The organism is Pelomonas sp. Root1444, assembly GCF_001426885.1.
GTDB lineage: Bacteria > Pseudomonadota > Gammaproteobacteria > Burkholderiales > Burkholderiaceae_C > Pelomonas.
The window spans coordinates 748881-761837 of record NZ_LMFP01000028.1 but is presented as its reverse complement, the minus strand read 5'-3'; the positions used below and the strand labels follow the sequence as shown (position 1 = coordinate 761837).

Annotated in this window: 12 protein-coding genes and 2 tRNA genes; 12 read left to right on the top strand and 2 right to left on the bottom strand. The window is 69.8% G+C overall.

Features of this window, described 5'->3' with window-relative positions:
- Positions 1–13 precede the first annotated feature (13 nt).
- The 11 genes from ASD35_RS21230 (at position 14) to soxA (ending at position 10227) form a co-directional block, all read left to right on the top strand.
- Positions 14–90, top strand: a tRNA-Pro gene (locus tag ASD35_RS21230).
- Between the two features lie 198 nt (positions 91–288).
- Entirely contained in the window at positions 289–1050 is a 762-nt protein-coding gene (locus ASD35_RS21225) for a hypothetical protein (RefSeq protein WP_235538411.1), read from the top strand.
- Positions 1047–3044 carry a peptidylprolyl isomerase gene (locus ASD35_RS21220; protein WP_056876922.1) on the top strand — a complete coding sequence of 666 codons (1998 nt, stop codon included), beginning with the start codon at positions 1047–1049 and terminating at the stop codon, positions 3042–3044. Before ASD35_RS21225 ends, ASD35_RS21220 begins: the two co-directional genes overlap by 4 nt.
- A 198-nt stretch (positions 3045–3242) precedes the next feature.
- Positions 3243–5225, top strand: coding sequence for an OPT family oligopeptide transporter (locus ASD35_RS21215; protein ID WP_082580328.1), 1983 nt, complete (start codon positions 3243–3245; stop codon positions 5223–5225).
- A 16-nt stretch (positions 5226–5241) separates the two neighbouring features.
- A tRNA-Arg gene (locus ASD35_RS21210) sits at positions 5242–5318 on the top strand.
- 330 nt (positions 5319–5648) lie between these two features.
- Positions 5649–6143 (top strand): (2Fe-2S)-binding protein, encoded by a 495-nt coding sequence (locus tag ASD35_RS21205; RefSeq protein ID WP_056876921.1) that lies wholly within the window; start codon positions 5649–5651, stop codon positions 6141–6143.
- Positions 6140–8317, top strand: coding sequence for a xanthine dehydrogenase family protein molybdopterin-binding subunit (locus ASD35_RS21200; RefSeq protein ID WP_056876920.1), 2178 nt, complete (start codon positions 6140–6142; stop codon positions 8315–8317). Before ASD35_RS21205 ends, ASD35_RS21200 begins: the two co-directional genes overlap by 4 nt.
- Entirely contained in the window at positions 8317–8685 is a 369-nt protein-coding gene (gene soxX, locus ASD35_RS21195) for a sulfur oxidation c-type cytochrome SoxX (protein ID WP_056876919.1), read from the top strand. Before ASD35_RS21200 ends, soxX begins: the two co-directional genes overlap by 1 nt.
- Positions 8682–9101: a thiosulfate oxidation carrier protein SoxY gene (locus ASD35_RS21190; RefSeq protein ID WP_056876918.1), complete on the top strand. Its 420-nt coding sequence runs from the start codon at positions 8682–8684 to the stop codon at positions 9099–9101. Before soxX ends, ASD35_RS21190 begins: the two co-directional genes overlap by 4 nt.
- An 80-nt stretch (positions 9102–9181) precedes the next feature.
- Positions 9182–9505 carry a thiosulfate oxidation carrier complex protein SoxZ gene (locus ASD35_RS21185; RefSeq protein WP_056876917.1) on the top strand — a complete coding sequence of 108 codons (324 nt, stop codon included), beginning with the start codon at positions 9182–9184 and terminating at the stop codon, positions 9503–9505.
- Positions 9502–10227 (top strand): sulfur oxidation c-type cytochrome SoxA, encoded by a 726-nt coding sequence (gene soxA, locus ASD35_RS21180; RefSeq protein ID WP_056876916.1) that lies wholly within the window; start codon positions 9502–9504, stop codon positions 10225–10227. The genes ASD35_RS21185 and soxA overlap by 4 nt, the downstream gene beginning before the upstream one ends.
- A gap of 103 nt (positions 10228–10330) precedes the next feature.
- Here soxA and ASD35_RS21175 read toward each other — a convergent pair whose 3' ends face one another.
- Positions 10331–11023, bottom strand: a complete 693-nt coding sequence (locus tag ASD35_RS21175) for a glutathione binding-like protein (RefSeq protein WP_056876915.1) — start codon at positions 11021–11023, stop codon at positions 10331–10333.
- A 59-nt stretch (positions 11024–11082) separates the two neighbouring features.
- On the opposite strand from ASD35_RS21175, the gene ASD35_RS21170 reads away from it, so the two are divergent.
- On the top strand, positions 11083–11820 hold the full coding sequence (locus ASD35_RS21170) for a hypothetical protein (protein WP_056876914.1): 738 nt from the start codon (positions 11083–11085) through the stop codon (positions 11818–11820).
- Here the strand turns inward: ASD35_RS21170 and ASD35_RS21165 are convergent.
- Positions 11817–12890, bottom strand: coding sequence for a phosphotransferase (locus ASD35_RS21165; RefSeq protein ID WP_082580327.1), 1074 nt, complete (start codon positions 12888–12890; stop codon positions 11817–11819). The two genes, ASD35_RS21170 and ASD35_RS21165, sit on opposite strands and share 4 nt — an antisense overlap.
- Positions 12891–12957: the final 67 nt, after the last annotated feature.

Genomic DNA, 12957 nt, shown 5'->3' with positions numbered 1-12957 from the left:
TGGCCGGCTTGATCGGGGCGTAGCGCAGCCTGGTAGCGCATCTGCTTTGGGAGCAGAGGGTCGCGAGTTCGAATCCCGCCGCCCCGACCAAACCTACTCATCCAGCCGCCATGGCGTTCGCCCTGGCGGCTGGATTCATTTCCGGGCCTCGCTTTCCTCACCTTCGCCCGCCTTCGCCTCACCTAGACTCCGCGCCGGCGGAGGGAGGCCGCATCGATGGAGGAATCGCAACGACGCCGCAGCGCACGTCTGCGCTGCGCCGCCGGCATCTTGCTTTGGACGGTCAGCGTGCTCGCCCATGCCGCCCCGCATTTGGCAGCCGAACCCGCAGCCAGATCAGCGTCGCCAGCCGAAGTCGCCGCATCGCTGGCGCGTGGCGCCGCCTGGATCTGGCCCGACAGCAACGGCCCCCATCGCCCACGCACCACGTCGGCCGCCCCTGCTTATCGTGACGCCGCGGTGCTGGTCGAGTCGCTGGTGCTGCGCGGCGTCCGCGTCGAACGCGGCGGCCGCACCCAGCCCTTGGCCCTGCCGGTCGGCGTGCGCCTGATGCCCGTCGTGCATGTCGAGTCCGCCGCCGACGCACCCGACGACTTCACGCCCGCGCAGCGCGCCGCCGTCCTCGCGGCCGTGCGCCGCCATGGCCAGCGGGCCGCCGGCCTGCTGCAGCTCGACTTCGAGGCGCCGCCGCGCCAGCGCGAGGCCTACCGCGCACTCGTTGCCGCCGCGCGCGCCGCATTGCCCGCCGGCGTGCGCCTGAGCGTGACGGCGCTCGCGCATTGGTGCACGCAGGGCGACTGGCTGGACCGCCTGAGCGTCGACGAGGTCGTGCCGATGCTCTATCGCCTCGGGCCGCACGCCCAGGACTGGCGCCGGCGCTTCGAACGCGGCGACGCCAGCCTGGCGCGCCGCTGCCGCGGCCCCGCCCTGGGCTTTGCCACCAACGACCCGCCATCACCCGTGCTGCTGGCCCGCGCAGCGCGTCCTTACTGGTTCGACGAGACCGCCTGGTCGAACCCGTCCCGTCCTCCTTCCCACCTGATTCCATGAAGAAAAAGATGAGCTTGCCGCTGCGCCGGCTGGGCTGCGCCCTGGCTGCCCTGGCGCTGATGCCCTCGGGCCACGCCGCGCCAACCGATGACACCGACCTGCCCGAGACCCTGCGCCGTGGCTACGTGGGCCCCATCGTCGGCCCCGCCAACGACGGCGCCTACGCGCGCGGTACGCTCGGGCTGATCCGGCCGAGCTATGGCCGTGCGTCGCTTTACGTGGCCTGGCGCGTCATGCACCTGCCCGTCGGTGCCGTCGCCAAGGAGAGCCACGAACGCAAGGGCAGCTGGCTCGAGGGCAGCGCCGTGTCTCAAACGGGCGCCGACGAGATCGACGCCTGGCTCGCCGCCCGTGGCGCGCTGCAGCAGCGCGCTCCGGCCGTGCGCCCGGACTACTTCCGCCCGGGCAAGCTGACAGTGGCGGGTGCGGGCGAAATCGACACCGTCGAGGGGCAGTGCGGCCCGGACGCCTTTGCGTTCGCGACGCGCACGCTGCGCGAACTCGTGGCCGATGCGTCATTGAAGGCGGCCGACCGCCTGGCGTGGATCGCCGGCCAGGACGCCGTCTTCGCACGCTGCACCTGGGCGCCCGGCAAGACGGCGGCGCCGCCGCTGCCCGCCTTGTTGCCCGCCAGCGCGCCGGCCCGGCTGAAGGCGCTCAACGCCTACCAGCGCGCCGCAGCGCTCTTCTACGGTGATGACTACGTCGCCGCGCGCCAGGCCTTCGATGCCATCGCCGCCGTACCGGACCATCCGATGCGCCCCTGGGCCACGCTGGGTGCATTGCGCAGCCTGGTCCGCGACGCGGTGCGCGACGCCGACTGGGACGCCGCCGTGGCGGACGCATGGACAAAGCGCCAGCTGCGTGGCGCCGAATTCAGCGCCGCCGTCGCCGAGCCGGCAGTCCGCCACCGCGCCCGCGCCGATGCCGCGCTGACCGAGATCAGCGCCCGCGCCCAGGCGGCCGCGGCCGACGCAGCGCTCGCGCCGGTTCAAGCGGCCATCGGCTACACGCTGCGGCGGGCGCTGCTGCAGCTCGGGCCCATGGCGCCGCTGCGCCTGGCGATGGAGAAGCTCGACCGCGTCGAAGACAACCCCTATGCGATGGGCACGCTGGACCTGTTCCAGCAGCTCTATCCGCAGGTCGCACCCGACCGTCCGCTGGGTGAACTCGCCGCCGTGCTGCGCCGGCATGCATGGTTCGACTTCATCGCCACGGTGCAGGCCTGCAGCGATGCGCCCAAGGCCGCGGATGCCGCGGCCTGCGATGCCGAGCATGGCCATGCCCTCGCGCGCTGGCAGGAGAGCAAGGACAACGCCTGGCTGCTCGCAGCCTTGATGACGGCCCGCCAGCCGGCGGCGAAAGACCTGCCGGCTGCCGAAGCGGCGCGCGCCGTGGCCGCCGGGCGGCCCGAGTGGGCCAGCCTGCAGTTCTATGCAGCCCGCGTGCTGCGCGCGCAAGGCCGTGGCGTGGATGCCCGCGCCGCGGTGGAAGCGGTGGCCGCCTCGCGGGTCGTACACAGGCGTGACCGGGCGCTGCTGGAGGCCGACGAGCCCGGCCTCGCTCGCCAGCCCGCGGTCACCGAGGCGCAGGTGCGGGCCGAGTACGACCGCTTCGTCGCCCTCGGGTCGACGGAGTACCGGGTCAGGCACCTGCTGGTACAGACGCGCGAACTGGCCCACGCGGCGCTGGCCCGCATCCGCGGCGGCGAGCCCTTCGAGGCCGTGGCGGCAGCGGTCTCGGCGGACTCCGGCTCGCGTGCGAAGGGCGGGGACCTCGGGTGGAGCCTGCCGGTGTACTTTGCCCCGCCCTTCGCCGACGCGGTCAAGCGCCTGGCGCCGCGCGGCCTCAGCGAGTCGCCCGTGCAGACGCAGTTCGGCTGGCATGTCATCGAGGTCAGCGAGGTGCGGCCGCGCCTCGTGCCGCCCTTCGAGCAGGTGAAGGCACGCATCCATGAGGGGTTGGAGCGACGGGCCGGCCAGGGGCAGAAATAGCCGGCCAGCGCCGCGCCGAAAGGCAGTGATAATTGCCGTTCGCCCACCCGCCGCCGGCCGCAAGCCGCGGCGGGTTTGTTTTTTGTGAGGCCCCGCGACCCTGGGGCATCTCCCGAAGGCCGACCGCTCGGTCGGCCGAGACAATAGCGGCACCTTCGCTGCAACACTGGGCCGGCCACAAGCCAGGTCCGAGATTTCATGGCCATCCAACACCTGACCGACGAGCAGATCGCCACCTGGACCCGCGCCCAAAAGGACGAGTGGTGGTTCAAGAACGTCTTCCGCGGCGACATGGCCCAGCTGACGCTGCGCTCCGGCCTCACGGGCTTCCTGCTTGGCGGCATCCTGTCGGCCACGGGCCTGTACATCGGCGCGAAGACCGGCATCTCGCTGGGCGTCGGCCTGACGTCGGTGATCCTCGCCTTCGCGCTGTTCCGCGCGCTGCACTCGGCGGGCCTGGCGCAGGACTACACCATCCTCGAAAACAACTGCACGCAGTCCATCGCGACGGCGTCCGGCTACGTGACGACGGCGCTGATCTCCAGCCTGCCGGCCTACATGTTGGTGACCGGCCATGTGCCGAAGTGGTGGCACATCGCGGTGTGGATGTTCCTGGTCGCATTGATCGGCGTGCTGCTGGCCTTCCCGCTGAAGCGCCGCTTCATCAACGAAGACCAGGCGCCCTTCCCGGAAGGCCGCGCCTGCGGTGTCGTGCTGGATTCGCTGTACCACGGCAAGGGCAGCGAGGGCATGTTCAAGGCCAAGCTGCTGGGCTGGGTCGGCGCGGGCGCGGCCTTGCTGCAAGCCATCTGCGGCGAAGGCTGGATGAAGCTGGTGCAGTTCAAGCTGCTGGCGATGGACAAATGGGCCGGCATGGCCGAACCCTGGCACCTGCACGACCGCATTGACGACTACTACTACGCCTGGGCCGTCAAGGCGCACGGCTTCATCCCGAGCATCCTCGGCACCGACTTCCGCACGCTGGGCCTGCGCGTCGTCGTGGACGCGGCGCTGATCGGCACAGGCGGCCTGATGGGCCTGGCCGTGGCCGCCAGCTGCTTCGTCGGCGTCATCGTCAACTTCGTGATCCTGGCGCCGCTGATGATCCAGGCCGGCGACATCGCGCCGCGCCTGGGGCCCAACGGCGTGCTGATCCCGCTGAACCGCGTCGAGATCGTCAACCAGTGGTCGCTGTGGTGGGGCGTGACGATGATGGTCGTCGGTGCGCTGGTGTCGCTGCTGGCCAAGCCCGAGATCTTCACCAGCGCATTCAAGCGCAAGACGCCGGCTGCCAAGGCCGATGCCAACAGCGACCTCCTCAAGGACATCGAGGTGCCGCTGTGGATCTCCTGGGTCGGCGTGCCCATCGTCAGCCTGTTGGGCTGCTACGTGACGCATGCCTTCTTCGGCGTGCCGCTGTGGCTGTCCATCGTGTCGCTGCCGTTGATCTTCGTGCTGACGGTGATCTGCACCAACTCGATGGCGCTGACGTCGTGGACACCCACAGGCTCGCTGTCCAAGATCACGCAGTTCACGATGGGCGCGCTGGACCGCACCAACCCCGGCTCCAACCTGCTACCGGCCGGCATGACCGCCGAGGTCGCATCCAACGCCGCCAACCTGCTGTCCGACATCAAACCGGGCTACATGCTGGGTGGCAAGCCGCGCCACCAGGCGATCGGCCACGTCATCGGCAACCTCGCTGGCGTGCTGGCCAGCGTGCCGCTGTTCTTCCTGCTGTTCGTCAAGACCGACGCCAACGGCGTGTCCACCGTGGCCAACATGGTGTCCGACCAGTTCGGCTTCCCCGCCGCGCTGCAGTGGAAGGGCGTGGCCGACATCATCGCCAAGGGCCTGACGAGCCTACCGACGTCGGCGTTGATCTCCATGGCCGTCGCCGCCGTCGCTGCCATCGTCATCGAGGGCATGCGCATCGCCACCAAGGGCCGTTCGGGCCTGTCGGCGGTGGCCATCGGCCTGGGCGTCACGCTGCCGCCGCAAGCCACCTTCACGATGTTTGTCGGCGCGCTGCTGTTCTTCTACATGGGCCGCCGCCACAAGCAGCCCGGCACGCGCGGCCATCGCATCTGGGTCGAAGGCATGGAGCCCATCTGCGCCGGCCTGATCTCCGGGGCTGCATTGATGGGCATCGGCGACGCCATCATCAACGTGCTCATCTGATAATCACGCGTTCTGTCTGCCCGTAGCTCAACTGGATAGAGCAGCTGCCTTCTAAGCAGCAGGTCGGGGGTTCGAGTCCCTCCGGGCAGGCCACATCACTGGGCAAGGAGCCTGGGCCGTTCAAGCGGCCCAGGCTTTTTTGTCTCAATCGAACGCGCGGGCACGCTGTAAAGCAATGTGATTGGCATCTAGTCCTACAAGCGCATGCGAAACGCCAGGCTACATTGCCCTCGGGCTTCGGCCCCCTGCTGTTCCTCCCTGAGCAGGCGTCTACCGTGACAGCGGAAGACGGTTTGAACCCCAGCCGGATGGCTGGGGTTTCTTTTTTTGTGCGCTCCGCTGGGCCGGTGGCCTGACGGCGTGACAGAGCGGTGTCGACCCTGCTAGTCTGCCGGCCGCCAAGGGTGGCGTAGCGGAGCGGGCATGGCGGAGTTGACGGTCAACGGCAAGCGGATGCAGTACGAGGCGGAAGCCGACACGCCGCTGCTCTGGGTGCTGCGCGAGCAGCTGGGCCTGACGGGCACCAAGTACGGCTGCGGGGTGGCGCAGTGCGGGGCCTGCACCGTCCACATCGACGGCGCGCCCGTGCGCAGCTGCGTGATGCCGGCCTCGGCGCTGACGCCCACCCAGAAGGTGACCACCATCGAGGGCCTGGCGCCGAACGCCTCGCACCCGCTGCAGAAGGCCTGGGATGCGCTCGACGTGCCGCAGTGCGGCTTCTGCCAGAGCGGCATGCTGATGGCCGCCGCGGCGCTGCTGAAGGCCAAGCCCAAGCCCACCGACGCCGACATTGATGCAGCGATGACCAACATCTGCCGCTGCGGCACCTACAACCGCGTGCGCGCCGCCATCCACCTCGCCGCCGGCCAGGTGCAGCGCAAGCAGATCCCCATCGTCATCGACGGAGCCAAAGCATGAGCGCCGCCGTTCTGAATCGGCGCGGTTTCCTGCATGCCACCTCGGCGGCGGCCGGTGGGTTGATGGTCGGCTTCCATGTGCCTGGCCTCGCGCAAACGGCGGCTGCCGACACGCCGGAGCTGAACGCCTGGGTGCAGGTCCTCCCGGACGAGACCGTCGTCATCCGCATCGCGCGCTCGGAGATGGGGCAGGGCACGCTGACCGGCCTGGCCCAGCTGGTGGCCGAGGAGCTGGAGTGCGACTGGACGCGCGTGAAGACCGAGTACCCGACGCCTGGCCAGAACCTCGCCCGCAACCGCGCCTGGGGCAGCATGAGCACCGGCGGCAGCCGCGGTGTGCGCGAGTCGCACGAGTACGTGCGCAAGGGCGGCGCGCTGGCGCGGGCGCTGCTGATCCAGGCAGCGGCCAACCAGTGGGATGTGCCGGTGGTGGCGTGCACGACGGCTGCGGGCTGGGTCCAGCACGCGGGCAAGCGGCTGAGCTACGGCCAGCTCGCCGCCGAGGCTGCCAAGCTCGCGGCCCCCGCCGACATCCAGCTCAAGCCCGTCAAGGACTGGCAGCTGGCCGGCCGCCCGATGAAGCGGCTGGACACCAAGCCGAAGCTCGACGGCTCGCAGGTCTACGGCATGGACCTGCCACTGCCCGGCATGCTGAACGCGGCCATCAAGGACTGTCCGGTCTTTGGCGGCAAGCTGAAAAGCTTCGATGCCACCGAGGTGGAGAAGCGGCCGGGTGTGAAGAAGGTCGTCAAGGTGGGCGACTCGGCCGTGGCGGTCGTCGCGGACACCTGGTGGCGCGCCAAGACCGCGCTGGATGCACTGGCCATCGTTTGGGACGAGGGCGCCAATGCCACGCAGAACAGCGTCGACACGGCGGCCACGCTGAAGGCCGGGCTGGACGCCGCCGATGCGGCCGTGGGCAGCAGCCAGGGCGATGCCCGCACGGCGCTGGCCAGTGCGGCGAGGACGGTCGAGGCGATCTACAGCTACCCGCACCAGAACCACGCCACGATGGAGGTGATGAACGCGACCGCCCTCATCACGGCTGCAACGCCCGGGACGCCCGAGCGTTGCGAGGTCTGGACGCCGACGCAGAACGGCGAAGCGGCGTTGGCCGCCGCGGCCGAGGCCTCGGGGCTGCCGCCGTCGCAATGCGAGGTCTACAAGCTGCACCTGGGCGGCGGCTTCGGGCGGCGCGGCGCCGTGCACGACTGGGTGCGCCAGGCGGTGGCCATCGCCAAGGAGCTGCCCGGCACGCCGGTCAAGCTGATCTGGAGCCGCGAGGAAGACATGACGCATGGCCGCTACCACCCGGTCACGCAGTGCAAGCTGACGGCGGGCCTGGACGCGGCCGGCAAGCTCACCGCGCTGCATATGCGCATCTCGGGCCAGAGCATCGTCGCGGGCATCTTTCCGCAGAACATCAGGGACGGGAAGGACCCCGCCGTCTTCCAGGGCCTGAACGCCAGCGGCGCGGAAGGCGTGCTCGGCTATGCGGTGCCCCACCTGCTCATCGACCATGCGATGCGCAACCCGACGGTGCCGCCGGGCTTCTGGCGCGGCGTGAACCTGAACCAGAACGCGGTCTACCTGGAATGCTTCATCGACGAGGTGGCCCACGCCGCCAAGCGCGACCCGCTGGAGCTGCGCCGCGAGTTGCTGGCCGGCTCGCCCAAGCACCTCGCCGTGCTGAACGCGGTGGCGGCCAAGGCCGGCTGGGGCAAGCCCAGAGCCAAGGGTCGGTCCCTGGGCCTCGCGCAGATCATGGGCTTCGGCAGTTATGTGGCGGCCTGCGCGGAGGTGTCGGTCAGCAAGGCGGGTGAGCTGAAGATCCACCGCATCGTCGCCGCCACCGACCCTGGCCATGCCGTCAACCCGCAGCAGATCGCGGCTCAAGTGGAGGGCAGCTTCGTCTACGGCCTGTCGGCGGCGCTGTTCGGCGAGATCACGGTCAAGGAAGGCCGTGTCGAGCAGCAGAACTTCGACACCTACCCGGTCATGAAGATGGAACACATGCCGGCCGTCGAGACGATCTGCATGCCGTCGGGCGGCTTCTGGGGCGGCGTCGGCGAACCGACCATCGCGGTCGCGGCACCGGCGGTGCTGAATGCCATCTTCGCCGCGACCGGCAAGCGCATCCGCGACCTGCCGCTGGCCAGGCACAAGCTCGCCTGATGCGCGCGTGGCCGGCCCTGCTGCTCGTCGCAGCCAGCGCTCATGCAGGCGACGTGGAGCGCGGCCGGGCGCTGGTGGCCGACCGCACGCAGACGCTTTGCCTGCTGTGCCATGCGCTGACCGCCGCGGGCGATGCCAACCAGGGTAACCTCGCGCCACCGCTCGCCGGCATCGCGACGCGACTGGATGCGAAGGACCTGCGCGATCGCATCGCCGACATGCGCCGCTTCAACCCGGCCACCGTCATGCCGCCGTTCCGCTCGACGGCAGGCTTGCGCGACGTGGCGCCGGCCTGGGCCGGCAAGCCGGCGCTGACCGAGCAGCAGCTCGACGACATCGTGGCCTACCTCGGCACGCTGGCGAAATGAAACGGCGCGAATTCATCGTCGCGAGCGCGGTGTTCGCGGCGCTGCCCGAGGCGCAGGCCAGCGACGACGCGATGCGGGCGGCCATCCGCGCCTGGGCCGGCCGTGAGCCCCAAGTCCAAGGAAACGGCGCGTTGAAGATCGAGATCGCCGAGCTGGTGGAGAACGGCAACGCGGTGCCGGTGCGCGTCGTCGCCATCGAACCGGTCACCGGCCTCGCGCTGTTCACGCCACTGAACCCTGAGCCCGAGGTCGTGCATGTCGCCTTCAGCACCGCCAGCGGCAAGCCGGAGTTCAGCACCCGCATGCGCCTGGCGCGCAGCCAGCGCATCGTGGCGGTGGCCCAAGCGGCCGATGGGCGCTGCTGGCAGACGGGTGTCGAGGTCGTCGTGACGCTCGCCGCCTGCGTGGAGCCCTGAGCCATGACGCGCCCACGCTCGCTTCGCGCACTGTCCCCCGCGGCGGACAGCGCGCTCTTGGCGCGATCCGGCGGGCGCTGATGGTCACGCGCGCCGTCATCACGCTGCCCACGGTCATCGTGGCGGGCGAGCCCTTCGAGGTGCGCGCCACTGTCGCCCACGCGATGGAGACCGGCTACCGCACCAGCGACGGCGGCGCTCGCCTGTCGCGGGACATCGTGCGGCGCTTCGAATGCCGGCTCGATGGTGAACTAGTCTTCGCGGCCGACCTGTTCGCCGCGATCTCGGCCAACCCCTATCTCGCCTTCTGGCTGCGCGCCAGCAAGTCCGGCGAGCTCGCCTTCAGCTGGCGCGGCGACAACGGCTTCGAACACCGCGAGACGCGCCCGCTCACGGTCACATGAAAGCCGCGCTGCTGCTTCTCGCCGTCGCGCTGGCGGCCCATGCCGACGAGCGCCGCTCCGGCCGCGACACCATGAGCCCGGCGCTGCGCACACTGCAGGCCGACGACGCCCAGCACCCCGCGCAGCTCGCGTTGGCCCTGGGCCGTGAGCAGTGGCGCGCCGGCCCCAAGGCCTGCGCCAGCTGCCATGGTGAGCCCGAGACCTTGCGCGGTGCCGCCGCGCGCTACCCGGCCTGGGACAACGGTCTTGTCGATCTGCCCGCCCGCATACAGCGCTGCCGCGTGCGGCACCAGCAGCAGCCGGCGTGGGCGCCCGAGGCCGAGCCGCTGCTGGCGCTGTCGGCCCTCGTCGCGCAGCAGTCGCGCGGCCTGCCGTTGCAGCCGCCGCGTGGCCCAGAGCTGGACGCGGCGGCCAAGCGCGGCGAGCGTCTCTACACGACCCGCATCGGCGCGCTCAACCTGTCGTGCGCGCAGTGCCACGACGAGCGTGCCGGCCTGCGCCTGGGCGGCAGCCTGATCCCGCAAGCGCATGTCGACGACTATCCGGTCTATCGCCTGGAGTGGCAGTCGTTGGGCAGCCTGCAGCGCCGCCTGCGCGGCTGCCTGAACGGTGTGCGCGCCAAGGTGTGGGACTGGGACAGCGCCGAGCTGCTGGCGCTGGAGGTGCACCTCGCACGCCGCTCGGCCGGCATGGCGATGCAGCCGCCCGGCGTGCGCCCTTGACGCCTTCAAGTCAGTCGCTTCCGCCCAGGTCCATGACCGCTGTCTCAAGCTGCTGATCGAGCACGCCGCTCGGTCGCCGCTGCCTGGGACCTTGAACTCCGCCTCAGCGCTGTTGCGCCTGCCGCTGGCCGAACAGCGCTTCCCGCGCCTTCTCGTCCGTCAACGGCTTGCGCGCCCGCGCCAGCACCTCGACACCGCGCTGCACCGCCGGGCGCTTGGCGATCTCGTCGAACCAGCCGCGCAGGTGCGGGTAGTCGCCCATCTCCACGCCCTGGTTCTTCCAGGAGCGCAGCCAGGGGAAGACGGCGATGTCGGCGATGCTGTAGTCGCGCCCGCCGAGATAGGTCGAATGCGCGAGGCGCTTGTTGATGACCGAGTACAGGCGCCTGGCCTCGTTGGTGTAGCGGTCGATCGCGTAGTCGATCTTCTCGGGAGCATAGATGCGGAAGTGATGCGCCTGCCCGAGCATCGGTCCGACGCCGCCCATCTGGAACATCAACCACTGCAGCACCTCGTATTTGCCGCGCACGTCGGTGGGCAGCAGCTTGCCGGTCTTGCCGGCGAGGTAGAGCAGGATGGCGCCGCTCTCGAACAGCGAGATCGGCGCGCCGTCGGGCCCGTCGGGATCGGTGATGGCCGGGATCTTGTTGTTGGGGCTGATCGCGAGGAAGTCCGGCGCGAACTGGTCGCCGGCGCCGATGTCCACGGGATGCACCCGGTACGCAAGGCTGCACTCCTCCAGCATGATGTGCACCTTGTGCCCATTAGGTGTAGGCCATGAATACACTTCGATCATTCGTCGCCTCCATCCGGTGCGCCGCAGCGTAGACCCCATTCTCAGACTTCTCACGACTCATGGTGGTAAAGCAGGTCAAGCACTGGCTCGTGACGCGCGCCAACGCAGCACGCTGGCGTCCGATCCAGGAATGGGCCGAGGCGCGCGGCGCCGAGTTCACGCTGACACGGGACGGCCTAGGCTTCCAGATTGATCAACCCACGGCCCAGCCCGGCCGGCTGCGCATCGAATGGGGCGTGTCGCAACGCAGCTATCTGCCCGGCTTCGAATTGCGCATGCGCTGCGAGATGGGGCTGCACCAAGACCTGCAACTGATGGTGTTGTGCCGCGCGCTGATGGAGAACCTCGAGCGCGCCGTGTTCGAGGCCTACACCGACACGCTCAAGACCCGCGTCGACACCGACACGCCCGAGGAGATGCGCTGGCTGGTGATGTTTCCGAAGTTCAACAACGCGACCTCACAGATCGTGCGCCAGCGCTACGGCATCGTCGGCGTGACGAAGGACCTGGCCGGCGCCTGGATCGACGGTGAACTCAGCGAGGCACTGGCGCAGGCGAGCCAGGACCTGCTGCCCGAGGGCCATCCCTTCGTGCTGATGAGCATGCGCGGCAACCTCTACCTGCGCACCGAGATGGCCGAGGCCGACCTGCCCAGGCTGCAAGCGCTGGTGCGCCTGCTGGAGATCGCCGCGCGCGAGGCGCTGCGCGTGGCTGCGCGGCTGTCGGACAACGGTGTCTGGCCGACCACCACCTCGATCGCCTGGACACCGTCCACCCGCCCGGGGGACGCGAGTTAGGCCTTCTGCGCGAAGCTCCAGGCCAGTTGCGACAGCGGCCTGGCGCTTGCCGCCGTCTCCCTGGCCTGCGAGCTAGAGGCCGTGCCGTCCTCGACGCGCTTGGCGATGCCCTGCACGATGGCCGCGATGCGGAACATGTTGTAGGCCATGTAGAAGTTCCAGTCGGCCATGACGGCCTCGACATCCGCGCGCCCTGTGCGCTCGCAATAGCGCTGCACATACTCGCGCTCGCCCGGGATGCCCAGCTCGACGAGGTCCTTGCCGCCCAGGCCGCGCGCAGCGCCCGAGGTCTGGATGTGCCAGCTCATGCAGTGGTAGCTGAAGTCCGCCAGCGGATGGCCCAGCGTCGACAGCTCCCAGTCCAGCACCGCGATGATGCGTGGCTCCGTGGGGTGGAAGACGACGTTGTCCATGCGGTAGTCGCCATGCACGATGCTGATCTCGCGCTCGTCACGCGCGGTTGCGGGGATGTGTGCCGGCAGCCAGGCCAGCAGCGCGTCCATCGCCGCGTTGGGCTCGGTGACCGAGGCGAGGTACTGCTTGCTCCAGCGGCCGATCTGGCGCTCGAAGTAGTTGCCCGGCTTGCCGTAGTGCGCCAAACCGGCAGCGTTGAAATCGACCTGGTGCAGCGCCGCGATGACGCGGTTCATCTCGTCGTAGTGCGCGCGCCGTTCGGCCTGCGTCATGCCCGGCAGGCTCTGGTCCCACAGCACCCGGCCCGGCATGAATTCCATGACGTAGAAGGCGCGACCGATGACGGCCTCGTCCTCGCACAGCGCCCGCATCGCCGGCACCGGCACGTCGGTGCCGGCCAGCGCGCCCATGACCTGGAACTCGCGCTCGATGGCATGCGCCGACGGCAGCAGCTTGGCCACCGGCGCCGGCTTGCTGCGCATCACGTACTTGGCGGCCGGTGTCGTCAGCAGATAGGTCGGGTTGGACTGGCCACCCTTGAACTGCTCGATGTCCAGCGGCCCGGCAAAGCCGTCGACATGCACGCGCAGCCAGGCTTCCAGCGCCGCAGTGTCAAGCGGCTGGGCGAGGGGGCGGGTGCCGGTGAATGCTTCCATGGATGTCGTTCTCTGGGGCGCAAACTCATCCATTGTGAGAGCCGGCCGCCGCGCGCCGTGTCGCGGC